Annotated in this window: 16 protein-coding genes and 2 pseudogenes; 3 read left to right on the plus strand and 15 right to left on the minus strand. The window is 31.3% G+C overall.

The genetic code is table 11. The features are described from left to right. Window positions 1–97: 97 nt before the first annotated feature. Window positions 98–517: a hypothetical protein gene (locus tag NLJ82_RS13470; protein WP_000976094.1), complete on the plus strand. Its 420-nt coding sequence runs from the start codon at window positions 98–100 to the stop codon at window positions 515–517. 55 nt (window positions 518–572) lie between these two features. On the opposite strand, the gene NLJ82_RS13475 is transcribed toward NLJ82_RS13470, so the two are convergent. From NLJ82_RS13475 to NLJ82_RS13525, 10 genes and pseudogenes are all read right to left on the minus strand, one after another. After that, window positions 573–1,022, minus strand: coding sequence for a GNAT family N-acetyltransferase (locus tag NLJ82_RS13475; protein ID WP_000651662.1), 450 nt, complete (start codon window positions 1,020–1,022; stop codon window positions 573–575). 268 nt (window positions 1,023–1,290) lie between these two features. Next, on the minus strand, window positions 1,291–1,995 hold the full coding sequence (locus tag NLJ82_RS13480) for an alpha/beta hydrolase (RefSeq protein WP_000910323.1): 705 nt from the start codon (window positions 1,993–1,995) through the stop codon (window positions 1,291–1,293). Between the two features lie 281 nt (window positions 1,996–2,276). After that, window positions 2,277–3,657 (minus strand): annotated as a pseudogene (locus tag NLJ82_RS28775) (5'-methylthioadenosine/adenosylhomocysteine nucleosidase). A gap of 17 nt (window positions 3,658–3,674) precedes the next feature. After that, window positions 3,675–4,424 (minus strand): WecB/TagA/CpsF family glycosyltransferase, encoded by a 750-nt coding sequence (locus tag NLJ82_RS13495; protein ID WP_001016403.1) that lies wholly within the window; start codon window positions 4,422–4,424, stop codon window positions 3,675–3,677. A 12-nt stretch (window positions 4,425–4,436) separates the two neighbouring features. Then, window positions 4,437–6,020 (minus strand): M3 family metallopeptidase, encoded by a 1,584-nt coding sequence (locus tag NLJ82_RS13500; protein ID WP_000544328.1) that lies wholly within the window; start codon window positions 6,018–6,020, stop codon window positions 4,437–4,439. Between the two features lie 211 nt (window positions 6,021–6,231). Further along, window positions 6,232–6,336: pseudogene (locus tag NLJ82_RS13505) on the minus strand (SHOCT domain-containing protein); the annotation flags it as partial. Between the two features lie 47 nt (window positions 6,337–6,383). Next, complete coding sequence (locus tag NLJ82_RS13510) at window positions 6,384–7,244, minus strand: DegV family protein (protein ID WP_000538272.1); 861 nt, start codon at window positions 7,242–7,244, stop codon at window positions 6,384–6,386. 474 nt (window positions 7,245–7,718) lie between these two features. Beyond that, window positions 7,719–8,171, minus strand: coding sequence for a spore coat protein (locus NLJ82_RS13515; RefSeq protein WP_000415812.1), 453 nt, complete (start codon window positions 8,169–8,171; stop codon window positions 7,719–7,721). Window positions 8,172–8,185: 14 nt separating this feature from the next. Continuing rightward, window positions 8,186–8,386: a spore coat protein W gene (locus NLJ82_RS13520; RefSeq protein ID WP_000342253.1), complete on the minus strand. Its 201-nt coding sequence runs from the start codon at window positions 8,384–8,386 to the stop codon at window positions 8,186–8,188. Between the two features lie 370 nt (window positions 8,387–8,756). Then, a complete protein-coding gene (locus NLJ82_RS13525) occupies window positions 8,757–9,389 on the minus strand; it encodes a spore coat protein (protein WP_000333020.1) in 633 nt (210 codons plus the stop codon). 847 nt (window positions 9,390–10,236) lie between these two features. Between NLJ82_RS13525 and NLJ82_RS13530 the strand changes: the two genes are divergently transcribed. Continuing rightward, window positions 10,237–10,668: a GNAT family N-acetyltransferase gene (locus NLJ82_RS13530; protein WP_000027224.1), complete on the plus strand. Its 432-nt coding sequence runs from the start codon at window positions 10,237–10,239 to the stop codon at window positions 10,666–10,668. Between the two features lie 502 nt (window positions 10,669–11,170). Here NLJ82_RS13530 and NLJ82_RS13535 read toward each other — a convergent pair. Then, window positions 11,171–11,968: a GNAT family N-acetyltransferase gene (locus tag NLJ82_RS13535; protein WP_000638718.1), complete on the minus strand. Its 798-nt coding sequence runs from the start codon at window positions 11,966–11,968 to the stop codon at window positions 11,171–11,173. Between the two features lie 242 nt (window positions 11,969–12,210). After that, window positions 12,211–12,990 (minus strand): BC_2878 family exosporium-associated protein, encoded by a 780-nt coding sequence (locus NLJ82_RS13540; protein ID WP_000501716.1) that lies wholly within the window; start codon window positions 12,988–12,990, stop codon window positions 12,211–12,213. Between the two features lie 237 nt (window positions 12,991–13,227). On the opposite strand from NLJ82_RS13540, the gene NLJ82_RS13545 reads away from it, so the two are divergent. Then, window positions 13,228–13,548, plus strand: coding sequence for a hypothetical protein (locus NLJ82_RS13545; RefSeq protein WP_001062738.1), 321 nt, complete (start codon window positions 13,228–13,230; stop codon window positions 13,546–13,548). A 54-nt stretch (window positions 13,549–13,602) separates the two neighbouring features. On the opposite strand, the gene NLJ82_RS13550 is transcribed toward NLJ82_RS13545, so the two are convergent. The 3 genes from NLJ82_RS13550 to NLJ82_RS13560 are packed head-to-tail and all read right to left on the minus strand — an operon-like array spanning window position 13,603 to window position 16,598. Continuing rightward, window positions 13,603–15,138: an MDR family MFS transporter gene (locus NLJ82_RS13550; RefSeq protein ID WP_000229602.1), complete on the minus strand. Its 1,536-nt coding sequence runs from the start codon at window positions 15,136–15,138 to the stop codon at window positions 13,603–13,605. A 23-nt stretch (window positions 15,139–15,161) separates the two neighbouring features. Continuing rightward, complete coding sequence (locus NLJ82_RS13555; protein ID WP_000400894.1) at window positions 15,162–15,869, minus strand: hypothetical protein; 708 nt, start codon at window positions 15,867–15,869, stop codon at window positions 15,162–15,164. A gap of 18 nt (window positions 15,870–15,887) precedes the next feature. After that, on the minus strand, window positions 15,888–16,598 hold the full coding sequence (locus NLJ82_RS13560) for a bactofilin family protein (protein ID WP_001258369.1): 711 nt from the start codon (window positions 16,596–16,598) through the stop codon (window positions 15,888–15,890). Window positions 16,599–16,606: the final 8 nt, after the last annotated feature.

The raw sequence follows: 16,606 nt of genomic DNA on the forward strand, positions 1-16,606 counted from the left end.
CAAAAATTAATTGTATCATACAACTTCTTTGTTACATGTATGTGACAGAAAAATATTTGAACTAGTTAAGGGTATAGTAAAAACGAGGTGTTGTACTATGATGAAAAAAATCGGGGTCATTACTCTTCTTTTCTTTTTATTATCAACAAATGCGTTCGCAAATACAAATCAACAAATTGAAGTATTTGATTGTCAAAAAGAAATGGTCGTTCAAAAACAATCTTTAGATCCAGCTATTCAAAAAAAAGCTGTTCAATATGCTAAATCCATTACTGGCCCCTTCAAAAACTTAAATGTCGTTCCAAAAGATGGTCACATGATAAAAATCCCTTTATCTAAACCAGTTTCTATTACAAATCAATGGCTACAAACAACAATTGATGAAGTACTTATTCTTCTCCCTCTTAATCAAAAACCTTATATTATGCTTTACGACGATGAAAATAATCCACATTTTTATTATGTAAAAGGTGATCCGAAGGGACTATTGAAAGAAATGAATGTTAAACATAATTGACTAGAAAAAAGAGACTTCATAAGCTTATTTTTCGAAGCAGAGGTCTCTTTTTTTACTAACATAATACTTTATAGTGACTATATCCTTTATATACCTGCCCCTTCACAAATCCATTTGCACTATAAAATGCATCACCTTGTTTTGTATCTGTATGTAAAACAACTACTTTAAAATTCTTTTCCGCATGAGATAATAGTCGCTTTAATAACAAGTTCCCTAGCCCTATACGACGATAGTCCTTTGAAATATAAAATCGCCTTAATCGGCCAATCTTATTATTTTCTGTATATGGATCCTCATTTAACCCTCCTATTCCGATTAACTTTTCCCCATGAAAAATCCCATATAAGCATTCACCAGTTTTATTAAATGTGTTTATTTTATTTTCATATTCACTTATTAATTTTATTAGGAAATAAAATCCTTCGTCTTTGCTTTCCTGAACAAGATATTCGTGTTCGTATATCATTAAATCTTCAATTTGTTGAATATGTATATCTTTCAAGTAAATCCCCCCTTAATATAGAAACACATAAAAATGCTCTAAAATCATTTATTCTGAGCATTTTTATGATTGTTATCTTATTCAATTCGTAGTATGTGTATTCTTCACTTCAGTTTTAAATCGATAATATAGTTGTTTAAGTCTTATTGAACTAAAGTAGCTGTTTGCTTAAATGAATAGATTTACATTTATAATGTCTCTCAAATATAATATCAGTTTATAAATTCATCATTCTACTCTAACATTGTTCAAGTTAAGTTATAATTTGTTAATCTATAAGCTTGTGTAACCACAGTTCAAATATCTTTAACTGTTCTTCAGTATGAAAATAATGTTCACCTGTCTCCATGACTTCTAATGCACAACGATGTTTTTTTGTAAAATCGTTAATAATTTCAAATTCACACAGTTCATCCTTAGCTCCGTACATAATATATGTATCTATATTCCATGTATTAATAGGATGTTCTTTTACATAGCATAAATAATCCCAATATAACTTTTGACCAATCGGTGTCTCTATAATCATTTCTTTTTGCAAAAGTTCTGGTGTTACATTAAACCATTTCATCATATTTTCGATAATTCGTTCCATATTAACTACTGGTGATAAAAATAATGCCTTTTCAATCACATCATTTTGATAGGCTAAAAGGCTAAAATAAGCTCCTATACTACATGCAAACACACTTACTTCTTTCCAATGCTCTTTTGCGTAATTCATAATTATAGATAATTCACTAACACAAAACTGTACTTTGCAAGGAGTATTATCATTTGTTCTTTCTCCATGCTCAGGTAAATCAAAGCTTAATACTTGATAACCTTTTTGATTAGCTTCTTCAGCTAATATTTGAATAACTGCATCTTCCTTATTTGACATATTTCCATGTACTGCAATAAAAACTTTTTCACTTTTATCTCCCCACAAAACCGTGGGAATATTATTAATGTTAAAATTATCTTTAAGCATATTTCCTCCATAGAATAAGTCATATAGTACTTGGCAAAAAACGCACACACTTTATAATCCAAATCAAACCATTACTAATCCATCACAAATGAATACCACTATCTCTACCTCTGTATAACAGAGTCTACTTTGTATTTAACATCTTTCTTTTTCCATTTCTTCAGAAGCCACAAGTACTTATTTTAATTCCCCACTAAGCAATTTACTCCGTTAATGGAAGAAAGATTTTTAAACGACTTTATTATTTTTAGAATGATTATATTGTAATTTAAACAACTTTATTATCTCTGTATAGCAGGCAATATCCCCTTCAACTCCAGTAAATCATCTATTACTATATCAGCTTGGGCAAGTTCATCTTCTTGTGCAAAATCAAAATTACATCCAATCGCAATCAAGCCATTATCTTTAGCTGCGCTTATATCAGATAAACGATCCCCGACTACAGCTGCTTCTTTTATATCATATTTGTTCAAAATACTTTTTACTAAGTCGCTTTTATTAAGTGAGTTTATTTGTTCAATACTAAACGTTTCAGTAACCCATTGGTCTAAATCATAATAAGATACAATTGCTCGTAGATATTCAGTTAAACCATTACTTGCAATATGTATTGAGCAATTATTTTCTTTTATATATGTAAAAATCTCTTTTACATTCGGATATAAAGCACCTTTTCCGCTCTTAATGTTTTCAATTAATCTTTCTAAAAAATATGCATCTGTTTGTTCTCTTATTTCAAGAGAATGATCCGGTAATAAAGCTTCCCAAACTTTCGGTAACGGCACGCCCATAATTTCACGGTACTTATCAATAGGTGTTACCGTATCCCATAATTGTAATGAACGTAAATGATTAAAAGTATCATCTAACGATAATTCTAAAATTTTATCTGTTTGAAATAACGTTCCGTCCATATCAAAAATTAATGCTTGTAACATTTCATTCTCTCCTTTTGAATTATAATACAGTTTTACTTGATATATTTTTCAGCATCTCAACGATAATTTCTGAACAATAGTTTGCGGCCGTTTTCGCGAAGTCATCATAAGAAATTTGTGCTTCATCGTCTGCACTGTCAGAAATACATCGCATTACGAGAAACGGTACTTCATTTATGTAGGCAACATGTCCAATTGCTGCACCTTCCATTTCTGTACAATGCGGTGCATATTCGTCTATTAATTTCGCTTTTAGTTTTGAATCTTCAACAAAACATTCACCGCTTACAATTCTTCCTTCATGAACCTCTATGTGTAAATTACTACTATTGCATGCAATACGCGCTAACTCTACTAATTCCTTACTTGCGATAAATTCTTCTTGAAACGGGAATAAGTTTTTCATTTGAGTCTTACTTACATCATGATGGGTAACATTCGTTGAAATAATGATATCACCAACTTTTACATCTAGGTGTAACCCACCAGCAACACCTGTATTGATGATAGCATCTACATCAAATTTATGAATTAATGTTTGCGTACATGCGGCTGCATTTACTTTCCCTACACCACATCTTGTAACAATTACTTCAGTTCCCATGAATTCTCCAACGTAAAAAGGCATTCCCGCAATTATTTGTTCTTCTTGTACAACTAATTTTTCTAAAAGTAAGTCTATTTCAATTTGCATTGCTCCGATAATTCCGATTCTGTTCATGAATGTACTCTCCTTTATTAATTACTCCCTTTAATTCTTTCAGACATAACCGACAATAAAAATTTCGGAAGTACGATTTGTCTCTTTAATCTTTTCGGCTGTGAGAGTAATCTATATAACCATTCAGTTCCTGTATCCCTCATAATTTTCGGTGCTCTTTTTACAGTACCAGATAATATATCGATCATACCTCCAATACCAATAGATAGTGGAACGTTTAATGTTTGTATGTTTTCATAGATGAATTCTTCTTGTTTCGGTGAACCTAGTCCTACTAACAGTAAGTGCGGCTTGAATTGCTTTATTTTCATTTTTACTTCTTCTATTTCTTCACCATTTACAAATCCATGCTGTCCTTTAAACTGTGCTCCTGGGAACTGCTCATTTAATTTTTCTAATGCCTTTTTATTACTTTCTGGAGCAGCTCCAAAAAGAAAGACGCGGTATCTATTATCGTTACAATATTTTATTAAATCGTGAGTGATATCTGCCCCTGTGACACGTTCTTTCAGCGTTCCTTTTAATATTTTCGAGCCAATTATGACACCAATTCCATCCGCTGTTATTAAATCCGCAGATAGTAACATCTTTTTAAACTGTTTAGATTTAGCCGTGCTTTCCTTTGCAGACATAACAATTTCAGGATTTGCAGTTACTACAAATCTTGGTTTCTCTTGTTTTTCATGTAGCCAACCTTTTAATAAACTTATAACTTGTGCATATTCTAAAGTTGAAAAAGGTATTCCCTTTATAAGTTGGTGATTCACTTTACTCTCCCCTTACATAAGTTGCAAATATTCATCAATATCTTTAGAAATTTGTTTAAAAGCTTTATCCCAAAATTCATATCTTGTTATATTTATTTCAAAATGTTTTTTCATCAGTTCTTCCACTGGAGCTTTTCCTGTTTCTCGTAAAAACTCTTTATATTTCAAGTGAAAAGTACTTTTACTTTCTTTAGCTATTTCTAATAAACTAAAACTAGCTAAATACCCAAATGTGTATGGATAATTATAAAAAGGAACATCTGCTATATAAAATTGAATATATTTCATCCACACGAACGGCTGATATTCTGATAATGAATTTCCATATGCTTTTTCTTGCGCTACTATAGATAATTTCTCGATTTGATCAGCACTTAAAGGACTTTCTTTACATTTCTCGTAAAAGTTCTTCTCAAATTCGTACGATGCTCGAATTGCCATTACATAATTAAAACAGTTTCTTATTTTCCAGCTAAGCAATGACTTTTTTATATCTATACTATCTGTTGTTTGAATTAGATAATTTATAAGCACCGTTTCAAAGAAAATAGATGCTGATTCAGCTGTACTCATTGGCAAATAATCATCTAAAAAAGAAGAGGATTGTTCAAAACTCATATTATAAAAATGCCAAGCATGTCCTAGTTCGTGGGCAAGTATTCTTACACTATCGATACTTCCGTCATAACGCATAGAGATTCGAGATTCTTTTTCACTGAAAAAAGGAGCACAAAATCCACCTGGGGGTTTATTCTCTCTCGGTTCTGCATCTACCCAACCACTTTCTATCGCATGACGTGCAAATTCTGCTAATTCTTCATCTATATTTTTAAATGCACCGTATATGTTTTGTACTGCTACTGAAAAAGGAATAATAACCTCATTATTCTCCTTTACTGTCATAAGTTCATGCCATGTAATCGAAGCTCTGCCTTTCTTATACACATTTAAAGCACTAACTAATTTATCTAGATTTTCTTCTGTCGCATTCCATATTTGTAATAATACAGTTTCTGAAACACCATTCGCATGAAGGGACCTTGCTAAAATCTCTCTATCTTCTAATTCATTACCCTTCGTATTACGCAATCTTCCTATTTGATTTAATACAGTAGCAAAAATTTCTTTCTCCTTATGTAAAGCACATGTTAATAACTCGAATACTTCTAGTCTTTCCTTTTCATTATCACTATTCATTGCAACATGATTTGCTTGTCCAAATGATAATTGCTTATTATTGTGCTCTATTTCTATCCTATTCCTTAATTGTATGTACATATTTTCCCACGCATGTAGTTCATCTTTTATTAGCCTAGTATTATCAGTAATTTCCACTTCACTTTGCTGTATGACTTGCTGCACTTCACTTTTTAATTCCTTTACTTTCACAGTCAATCTAGTAATGTCAGATGAAACACTTTCTTCAGTCAATCGACAGTACAAATAGTATTCTGCTTTTTCAATAGCTTGAATAAGTTTTGAAAGGATTTCTACGTCCTTTGTCACAATATATTGCTCTTTTAACTCCAATATTGGAAATATAATGTCTCCACACGTATATAATCGATCTAAATCCCATCTAGCAATTTCATGCATTTTATAGCCGCCCCCTATTTTTACAAATAGTTACAGATATTTCTCCCTACACAATTATATATGAAATAAATAAATTTTAATATCTTGAAATATTTAGATTTTTATAAACAAAATACTTCAATACATAAAAAAGATGATTCTGTCCACAACAGAATCATCTTTTTTATATCTTATATTTAGCTTTTTCATACTAATTTCATAAAAAACTAATTTATATATTTAGTAACTCCTTTTTCTTCGCATTAAATTCATCTTCTGTAATAACACCCATATGTAATAATCCCTTAAATTTTTTCAGCTCATCTGCTACAGAAATAGTAACATTACCTTGAAGAAAAAAAGATTGATCAAAAGATCAATCCTTTACTCTACTTCATTTAAGAAAAACAACGTTATAACTCCAGGTCCTGTATGTGCTCCGATTGCTGCACCAATTGTATTTACGATAAATACTTCACAGCCAAATCTTTCTGTAATTAATGCTTTTAACGCTTCAGCTGTTTCTAAATCGTCACCGTGAGTTATACCAATTGTTTGACCTTTAAGTTCTTTTCCACGCTCTTCCATTATATCGACAATTCGGCCAAGTACTTTCTTTTTCCCTCTTACCTTTTCAAGTGGTACAAGTTTTCCTTCTTCCACGTTTAAAATCGGCTTAATGTTTAGTAAACCACCGATAAATCCTGCGACTTTACTTAAACGTCCACCTCTCACTAAGTACTGTAAGTCAGCTACAGTGAAAATATGTTCCATATGGTTCATTAGAAAATCAACACGCTTTAAAATATCTTCTTTTGATGCACCGTCTTTTGCCATTTTAGCAGCTTCTAATACGACAAGCCCTTGACCAAGCGAAGCACATTTCGTATCAATAATTTCTAAATCTAAGTTAGCATATGTTTCTTTTACTTCCTCTTTAATGAGAACTGATGATTGATATGTACCAGACAGTTCAGATGAAAAAGCTAAATATATACAAGGATTACCTTCTTTTGCATAAGAAACAAATTTTTCTTGGAAAGTTTCAAGTGAAGGCAATGACGTTCTATAAACAGCGCCTTCTCTCATTTTTTGCAATAATGTAACTGACTCTAATGTTACTCCATCTAAATACTCTGTTTCTGCTTCATCATATACACGGAGTGGAATTAAATCAATATCATATGCTTGCAGCAATTCTACTGGTAAATCCGCCGCACTATCCGTAATGATTTTAACACCCATTTTTAAACCTCTATTCTGTTATAAATATAAAATAATAAAATAAAAATAGTACCTTTAAATTATATACGTAAAACTTAAAGGAAGAAAGGAAAACACTTTATATTGTATGCACTATTCTTCAAAACTTGAACTGTTAATACAAATGATTTTATTTTAAACACCTTTTTCTTATTATTTTTCTAAAACACGAATAATTTTATAAGTATTTTGTATCATTATATTTTAATTCTTTATCTTAATATAATCTTTTCAAATTCATACTGTTTAAAATTTAAAAGCCAAATCCAATAAAGGAAATGGCTTTTAAATTTTCATAAAATAACCAAACTTCATTTTCCATCACATTGCTCTCATTATTATTTTAGCGATGTTAAATATTAGTCCAGTTATGATTAATATTTATAGCCTGTACTATAATTAAAACAGTAAATATTCACCTGTAAGAATCACTGGATAAAAAACAAGTTAAACATTTTATAAAATATTTAATTTAACTAGTAACGCTAATAAAATTTGGAGAAGAATTTGAACATTTACTGCTATGTCTGTATCAGTAGTCGTAACTGTAACATTTCTAGAATTTCTAATAACAGTTTCTTGTTTATTAATTTGTTTAATAGATGATTTTTGAAACAATTCTTGTGCAACACGATCAGCTTTTTCACTATCTGCTATAGAAATACTTATTATAACCACGATAGCTGCTTGTAATGCCGCTTGAATAGATAACGCAGCTTTTGTATCTGTAGTAGTAACTTCTACATCTGCTGAATCGACAATTGTAATTGATTCTTCAGAAATTTGGTAAGTTTTACTTTCTTGCGCAGCTGCTTCTGAAACACTAGCATTTTTAAAAGATGGATGAGGATTTGAGTAATCTAATGCACTCCATTTTTTATTTTCATCTGAATGACATGTTTTTTCCATACGTTCACCCCCTTTCAATCTAAATAATTATTAACTTGTGATTGTATTTCAGAAACAATACTTTTAATTTGCTGCTTTTTTTCTGGCGATAAATTTTTTAGTTTTTCTTCATTTATCCCATGCCTATTAAAAATATCTGAGAGTAAAAGGTCTATAATTATATTCTTTTGATCCTTATCAAACTTAAAGGAAGAAAATTTGTTTAAATCATCCATTTACAATATTCACTCCAATCAATTTTCTATAAAAATTTCAAATAACTAAGAGCATTATATGTAATTTAATAAAAATTGCTTGGACAAGTAACTTAATCTTCTATTTTCCACTTCTTTTTACTAATAACTTCAAAAAGCTGGCTTCTAATAAGAAGTCAGCTTTCTTTCCTTCACTTCACATAAATATAAGTTTCATTTACTGTTAAATAATGTATTTCAACTTTATTTGTAGTTTTCCACACTTGCTTTTTCATTTATCTTGAATATTAATTCAGTCATAATAAGAAGTCCAAGCTTGTACCATATGTTACAACAAAAAACGTTTACTTAAAGTGAAAACTTATAGCTAAATATCAATAGGATAGACACTTTATAAAATGTTTAGTTTAACTAATAAAGCTAATAAAATTTGAAGGAGAATTTGAATATTCACTGCAATATCTGTATCAGTCGTTGTTACGGTTACGTTTCTGGAATTTTTTATAAATGTTTTTTGTCTATTAATTTGTTTAATAGCTGATTTTTGAAATAATTCTTGTGTTATTTTATCTGCCTTTTCACTATCTGCTATAGAAATACTTACTACAACTACGATAGCTGCTTGTAATGCCGCTTGGATAGATAGCGCAGCTTTTGTATCTGTAGTAGTAACTTGTACATCTGCTGAATCAACTATTTCAATATATTCCTCAGAAATTTGATCGATTTTATCTGTTTGTATAGCTTCCTCTAAAAAATTTGTATTTTTACTAAACGAATAATAATTTACTGATTCGCAATCTTCTTTTTTTGGTTCACAATCCTCTTTTTTTGGCTCACAATCCTCTTTTTTTGGCTCACAATCCTCTTTTTTTGGTTCACAATCCTCTTTTTTTGGTTCACAATCCTCTTTTTTTGGTTCACAATCCTCTTTTTTTAGCTTAGGAGCTCGTTTTTTCGGCTCACAATCCCGATTTAATGGATCCCGGTTTTTCTTTCTTCTACAAACTTCACATTCACACATAAAATCACCCCTTTTAGTCTTAAAAGTTAGCAATATTAAAATATTGACTAACTATTAGCATTTTATGTATTTTTTAAAGATTTGTTTGGACAAGTAACTTAATCTTTTATTTTACTTCTACTTCTTTTTCTAATAAAAGAAAGCTACCTTCAAATAAGAAGACAGCTTTCTTTGCGACTACTCTAGAATAGATTTCATACAATATAATTGTTCCTTTCTTATAACCTGAATTCGTCACTTTAGTTATAAAAATGTGAGTATATCCTATAACCTTTTTTAGGGATCATCCATAATTTATTTCATAAAAAGTGCTTTATTTTACTGAAAGGTGGTTGCGGAAACAATCGCCTTTTTATTCGGAACAAAATAAAACTTTTATATAAAAGGCCCATAATTAAATACACTTAACTTCATATGATATATTGCATCCTTTCTTTTTAAAATGAGTAGTCGTTACTGAAGGGCACTTTTCGAAGTGCTCTTATTTTTAAATCCCTTTTCTTTTTCAGGAGGTTTTTTTGCTAAATCCTAATACGATTTTTATCACTCAGGCTGGGGATTATTATATTTCCTTACTAGTTCCAATAATATAGTAGCTACACCAATTAAAATAAGCCTATAAACTCTATACGCTTAAATAATAATGCGTTACCAAACACAAGAACTAGTTTTACACTAAATTCACAAGGTTCTTATCCTCTTTTAGTTGAAATTATCATTTCAATACCAGCAAATCTACAACTTCAACTAATAAATTTTGCAAATGTGCTATATTAAGGTTCTTTTGATATAGCATCTTATGTTTTATATAATAAAAATAGTGCTAGCATTCCGAAGGAGGATGTCTATGAGTATCCAAATGGCTACATCTAATGATTTAGAATGGATTAATAATCAATACGACTCAATAGGATTTGTACGAAGTGATTTAAAAAGAGATAAAGTTGCAATTATTACATACAACAATGAATATGCAGGTGTTGGACGATTAGTCCAAATAGATGAAGATACTTTAGAAATGGGTGGAATTTATATTCTTCCTCAATTTAGAGGGCTACAATTAGCTGGGGATCTTGTTTCATTTTTAGTAGAAACTGCGAAGAAATTACAAGTTCCAAATGTATATTGTCTTCCTTTTGAGGAATTAGAAAACTTTTATAAGAAATATGGCTATACTGAGGTCGATACTACGAAAGAAGTTGTTCATCCAATTATTCTAGAAAAATATAATTGGTGTTTGGATCATTATGAAAAGCATGTTTTATTATTTAAGTTGTAAAAGTACCTAAAGTGAGTATATATAAATATTAATTATACTTTTCCGCATAGATAATAACCCTAATTTATTTGGTCAACATCAGCTTCTACAAGATATACTATTACTTCTTACGCTGTCTTTTTTCTTAACCTTACTTTTGTATAAATGATTAGTTTGTTTAAAATTACCTTAAATCGTATTCAAATAAACTAATCGAAAGGCCAATTCCTATATAATACAATTAAGTAATTAAAAGGAGCGTTATTTATGATAGATGTAATAAGACTCGTTATCTTTACTGTAGTTGCAATTGGTGCCATTATTAACATATACATAGAATTTAAAAAACCTAAAAAAAGTATATTCTCAATCGTTTTTTTATCAGTACTCTTAATTGGATCCTCAGGGTTAATTAAAAATATTTTATCTCAACTTTTATAGAAGATTGATTAAAAATCAACCTCCCGTCAATAATGTAAATAACATGATTGTATCTCTCCATTCCCCCTTTGGAGAGGAGCAGTTAGCTTTGGCTAACTGCTCTTTTATTTGAACTATTATCCACAAAATAAGTATCATACGCCTTATCAAAAACATATCCTAGTTTTTCAGCTAGTTTTGCAGATGTAGTATTCGCTGCATCCCAGTTTGGATATATCCCTTTTTCTAAACAGTCCAAGATTAGTGCTGCACTAACTATAGTCGCCAATCCTTTTCTTCTATAATTGTGATCAGTCGCAACTTCAATTTCAATGCCATTATCATAAATGCTATATGATGATGCACCGCATACAACTTCTCCTTTATACAAAATACAATACCCTATACCTCGGTTTATATAATCTTCTACTGATTGAAATTGACTTGTAAAATCTTTAGAGACTTTATGTAATGTAGGGTTATTTACGATATTTTCATCTATTCTTCTTAACTCGTATCCTTTTGGAAGCGCTGATATAAGAGATTGTAATTTTGAACGATCAAAAACTTCTGCATTACATTTAAATTTATAGCGTAAAAACTTATCTATTTTTCTTTCGTAAAATGTTTCTAAACGCTTTTTCCATTCTACACTATTTACGATGACTAACATTCTATCAGGAATGTTTCGAAGCAATTCTTCTGTTTCTTTCACCTTTGAATCCCCAGCGTAAAATGTAAAGATCCCTACCGTAATTTGCGCTACTGTCGGATTTTCAAGATCATTTACCCAAGCGGTACCCATATGTCCTTGTAAATAAGAAAGTAAAACAACGTTATTGAAATCTTCGAACATAGTAACTAATTTTTCTCTTGTATGTATATTCGCTTCATATATCATTTACATTCCTGCTTTCTTTAGAATTAATGTACTTCTACTCTTTTCTACATATAAGCAAACGTCTACTACATTCCATATAATTATAAATTATTCATAAATATAAAATTATTATAACATCTAAAAATAAGTAAATGACTATCCTGTAAAAAGGTTTACAGATAATATACTTAATAATAATTCGCAATCTATATTATTATGTAAAACCCTTAACATTAGTTTAAGGGTTCATTTAAAAATATATGTTATAACTCCTTCTTATAAACAAATGATTCTGTTCCTCCGTTTTTATATACTTTAGTCACTTTAACAACTGATGTGTACGTATTATCGTCATTCGATATTATCTTTTTCATCTCTTCTATTTCAGCATTACCAGTTCCACTCTCTATCCTCAAACAATTCGAAATGTTGAGGTATCCACTCGATGCGAAAAGAATAATAAACGTAAGATCAGGGAAATTAATGAACAGTATTCCAAACTTTAAAGGATTCGTAGCCGTATCAGATAATACTAGTCGGAAACTTAATAATTCAGGCACTTGAACAAAATCTTTAGAAACAATTGCTTCACCTATTATAGTAATTTGTTTTACTACATTTCCCATCTCATCTATAAACCCAGTACAACTAGGCGCATCAATTGTTTTTGCTTGAAGTGATAAATTCAATTCTGAATTGTGAAAGTCAAAAAAGAGTGTGCTTCCCTCTGTTAAACATTGCGGACAAACGTTTCCAAGTAGACTGAAATCCTCTTCAATAAATTTGACTTTCGTTTTACAACTACAAACTTTTCCTATTCGAATTGCATCAATCTTAGAGCAATCTACAAAAATAACCTCATCGCCCTCTTGTACGAAGGATACGACACCATTCTTCTTATTAAATGAAAGAAAATAAGATACAACAATTTCATTTCCGGCAATTACAATACTCTCAACTTTTGTAAAAGGCTCTAGACTTCGCAAAAATTCACAAATACTATTTTGGCAACATCGATCATTTCGTTTCGGCTCACAACCCACTTACACTCCATCCCTTCTCTATATGTTTTATCTCATACACATAATATGAGGGGGATATGAGATAAGCTTGGACAATATAACTTTAACGTAGGAATATATTTGCCTACTTATCGCATTAAAAATGAGTACTAACACATAAATTTCCCTATAAATACATATAACAATTTCATCTTTCATGAAAAAAACGTTATAATGAAGTGTAGCCTCTACGATTACGTTATAAAGGAGATTAAAACAATGGCTAAAATTAAAGTATACCAAGCAAAAGAAGAAAATATGGAAGCAGTAAAAAACATCATTGATGTTGAAGAACAAAATCCAACTACTGAAAACTTACAAAATCTATACGCATGTGTATTAGATACTGAAGATATGGCATTGCCTGAATCATACATTGAAGAAGATATCTTAATTGATTCTATTGAAGTTATGGTTAACGCTTCCCAAAGCAAAATAAGAGACTTAGGTGCTTACGATGTAATCGAAGTTCAAAACAAAGGTAAGAAAACACAAATTTTATTATTAGCAGACGAAGAATACGAAATCATCGAAGGCTAATCTAAATCCGTACATACGAAAAAGCTCCTTTCCAATTGGAAGGGAGCTTTTTCATTACGCTTTTGATGTTTCGCTCTTTTTATTCTTTTGTTGTTTTTTAATTACCATGCGCTCATTTCCCATAAAGAAAATAAATATGAATGCTAAACCAGCTGGTACCAATGCCCACATAAATGTTTGGACAATTGAGCTAGAAAGAGCATCAATAATTTTATCTAATATTTGCGGTGGAATTTGAGATCTTGCCGATTCTGATAAAATAGCTCTTGAATCTCCTAAAGCGTTTGTATTCATTCCCCCGTTCATACCTTTAAATGCTTCTTCTAATTGATCTTGGAAACCTGTTCTTTGGATCATTCCGAAGATTGTAATACCAAGCGTCATGCCTAATGAACGAATGAAGTTACTCGTTGAAGTCGCAGACCCTCGCTGTTCCATACCAAAGTTGTGGATAGCCGCCATACTTAGTACAGAGAATGAGAAACCAACTCCAAATCCAATAATAATCATATACACTGTTAATAATACACGACTTGTTTCTGGCGTTAATGTGCTTAATAAAAATAGTCCAATTAGCATAATAACAGCAGAAATAATCATAATGTTTCGGTAGCTAAGCTTCGTCGTTAAAAACCCACCTAATTGCGCTGTTACAACTGATCCTAACATCATCGGTAATAGTAATAACCCTGAGTTTGTTGCGGTACCTCCGTATACACCTTGAATGAATAACGGAATGTATACAGTTGCTGACATAAACGCAGCACCATAACATAAAGCAATAATGGTACTCATTCCGAATAAGCGCTGCTTAAACATCTCAAATGATATGATTGGCTCTTCTACTTTTCGTTCAATAAAAATAAATGCAATAATTAAAATAGCGAATCCACCAAATAAACTTAAAATAAAGCTAGAATCCCAGTCATACTTTTGTCCACCAAGTTCTAAAGCAAACATTAAAGAAACTACTGCACCAACTAAAGTAATTGCGCCGAACCAATCAATTTTTTGTTTTCTATGAACTCGTGATTCTTTATAAAAGAATGTAATAAAAATAAGTGCTAAAATGCCAAGAGGTAAGTTAATGTAAAATACCCAGTGCCAACTAATATAATCTGTAATATATGCGCCAAGTAATGGCCCGAAAATACTTGATAATCCAAATACTGCTCCGAATAAACCACCCATTTTCCCGCGCTTTTCAGGAGGGAAAATATCAAAAACAATAGTAAATGCAATCGGTACTAATGCCCCGCCGCCAATACCTTGAATGGCACGATAAATGCCTAACTGTGTAATGTTTTCAGCAGTACCACAAAGTGCCGAACCAATCATAAAGACGATTAAACCAAAAATAAAGAATCTCTTTCTTCCATACATATCTGATAGTTTACCGAAAATCGGCATACCTGCCATTTCTGCGACCATATAGGCAGAAACGACCCATACAAAGTTTTCAAGACCTCCTAAGTCACCAACGATCGTTCCCATCGCTGTTACGACAATGGTATTATCCATTGATGCCATTAAAATACCTAGCAATAAGCCCGCCACAATAAAGCCGAGCTTATTATTCTTCTCAACCATAACCTTGCTCTCCCTCATACTACTTATATTTGTTTATGTTCTTTTACAACTGTATTACCCTTTTGATTAAAACTAGTATGATATTCTACAACACTAATTTCACACCCAGGGCCAATTGTAACGTTGTTTCCTCTCACTACGTCAGCAATCGTATGTTCTAAATAAATATCATCTCCTTCAACAATTGAAGTTTGGAGGTTTCCAACATGACTAATAAAAGGAAGAAATCTCGCTTTTTTACGAATCGTAATTTTTTTACCACCAATTTCTCTTACCTTACTTCCTTCATAACGAAGTGAGATTTGAATATTTTCAGCATTAAGTAATCCATCACTTTCAAGACCACCATTTAATGATAAATCTTCTACTTCAATATTTTCCCTCACATTTAAAGCACCTTTTACATCGACAAAATCACCTGAAAGTTTCCCAGCAATATCTATCATACCTCTAACTTTTGTTTTTTCAATATGTGCATCACCATGCATTTTTGTATTACCATATACTTTTACATATTCTGCATCTACATTTCCTTGTACTTCACTATCTCCATACACAACATAATTTTTTACTTTCATATTACCCCGTACATCACTCGTGCCGTACGTTTTAAATTCATTACAGCTCATATCATTAGAAATCGTTCCTTCGCCGCGTATCTTCACTTTATTATAATCTCCGCCTGCTGAATTACCGGAACCATTTACTGTGAGACTATGTGGATGTTCCATAGTGCTTTCTCCCTCCCATTAAACCTGCTTAATTTCTTTTACATTTGCGCTTTTATCAACAGTTAGAACACCTGTATATTCAATGAGTTCAATCTCACAGTTCGGTCCTACTGTAATATTGTTTCCTCTTACCGTTCTTATGTGAGCATAATCAATATCAATATTGTCACCTTCTAATAGTTCAGCTTCTAACCGCAAGCCAAATACTGTTTTAAATAGCCTACTTAATGTACCTGATCTATGTCTTACTTTAATCGTTTGACCACCAATTTCTTTCGCGCGACATGTACCGTGAATATTAATATTTATTTCATCAGCGCTTAATAATCCGCCAATTGTAAATTGTCCTTCTGAAGAAAAAGTATCCACTTCACAATTACCGTCAATTGTTGCTTGACCATTAACTTTAAATTCTTCACCTGTGACATTTCCACCTATCGTACCTTTTCCTGCAATTTTCAAACTGTTTGCCTTTACATTTTGCGTAATTGTAGCTTTTCCATCAATTCGCATCGTTTCAGCATGAACCGTGCCATCAACTTTACCAGATCCGCTAATTCGTGCACTGTTACTTTTCAAATCGCCAGTAACTGCTCCGTAACCGTTACATTCAAATTGCTCACATTCAACATCTCCATTCACAGTTCCTTTTCCGTTTAATTGCACTTTATGAAACTCGCCGCCATTCGATGAACCGTAACCATTTATAATCAAATTATCTGTACGCATACTTTCTC

It is taken from the genome of Bacillus paranthracis (assembly GCF_024296885.1).
Classification (GTDB): Bacteria; Bacillota; Bacilli; order Bacillales; family Bacillaceae_G; genus Bacillus_A; species Bacillus_A paranthracis.

What these genes read in the sequence shown, in the direction of transcription:
- NLJ82_RS13470 (WP_000976094.1), top strand. Translation starts at nt 98, where the DNA reads ATGATGAAAAAAATCGGGGTCATTACTCTTCTTTTCTTTTTATTATCA.
- NLJ82_RS13480 (WP_000910323.1), bottom strand. Translation starts at nt 1,995, where the DNA reads ATGCTTAAAGATAATTTTAACATTAATAATATTCCCACGGTTTTGTGG.
- NLJ82_RS13500 (WP_000544328.1), bottom strand. Translation starts at nt 6,020, where the DNA reads ATGCATGAAATTGCTAGATGGGATTTAGATCGATTATATACGTGTGGA.
- NLJ82_RS13510 (WP_000538272.1), bottom strand. Translation starts at nt 7,244, where the DNA reads ATGGGTGTTAAAATCATTACGGATAGTGCGGCGGATTTACCAGTAGAA.
- NLJ82_RS13515 (WP_000415812.1), bottom strand. Translation starts at nt 8,171, where the DNA reads ATGGAAAAAACATGTCATTCAGATGAAAATAAAAAATGGAGTGCATTA.
- NLJ82_RS13520 (WP_000342253.1), bottom strand. Translation starts at nt 8,386, where the DNA reads ATGGATGATTTAAACAAATTTTCTTCCTTTAAGTTTGATAAGGATCAA.
- NLJ82_RS13525 (WP_000333020.1), bottom strand. Translation starts at nt 9,389, where the DNA reads ATGTGTGAATGTGAAGTTTGTAGAAGAAAGAAAAACCGGGATCCATTA.
- NLJ82_RS13530 (WP_000027224.1), top strand. Translation starts at nt 10,237, where the DNA reads ATGAGTATCCAAATGGCTACATCTAATGATTTAGAATGGATTAATAAT.
- NLJ82_RS13535 (WP_000638718.1), bottom strand. Translation starts at nt 11,968, where the DNA reads ATGATATATGAAGCGAATATACATACAAGAGAAAAATTAGTTACTATG.
- NLJ82_RS13545 (WP_001062738.1), top strand. Translation starts at nt 13,228, where the DNA reads ATGGCTAAAATTAAAGTATACCAAGCAAAAGAAGAAAATATGGAAGCA.
- NLJ82_RS13550 (WP_000229602.1), bottom strand. Translation starts at nt 15,138, where the DNA reads ATGGTTGAGAAGAATAATAAGCTCGGCTTTATTGTGGCGGGCTTATTG.
- NLJ82_RS13555 (WP_000400894.1), bottom strand. Translation starts at nt 15,869, where the DNA reads ATGGAACATCCACATAGTCTCACAGTAAATGGTTCCGGTAATTCAGCA.
- NLJ82_RS13560 (WP_001258369.1), bottom strand. Translation starts at nt 16,598, where the DNA reads ATGCGTACAGATAATTTGATTATAAATGGTTACGGTTCATCGAATGGC.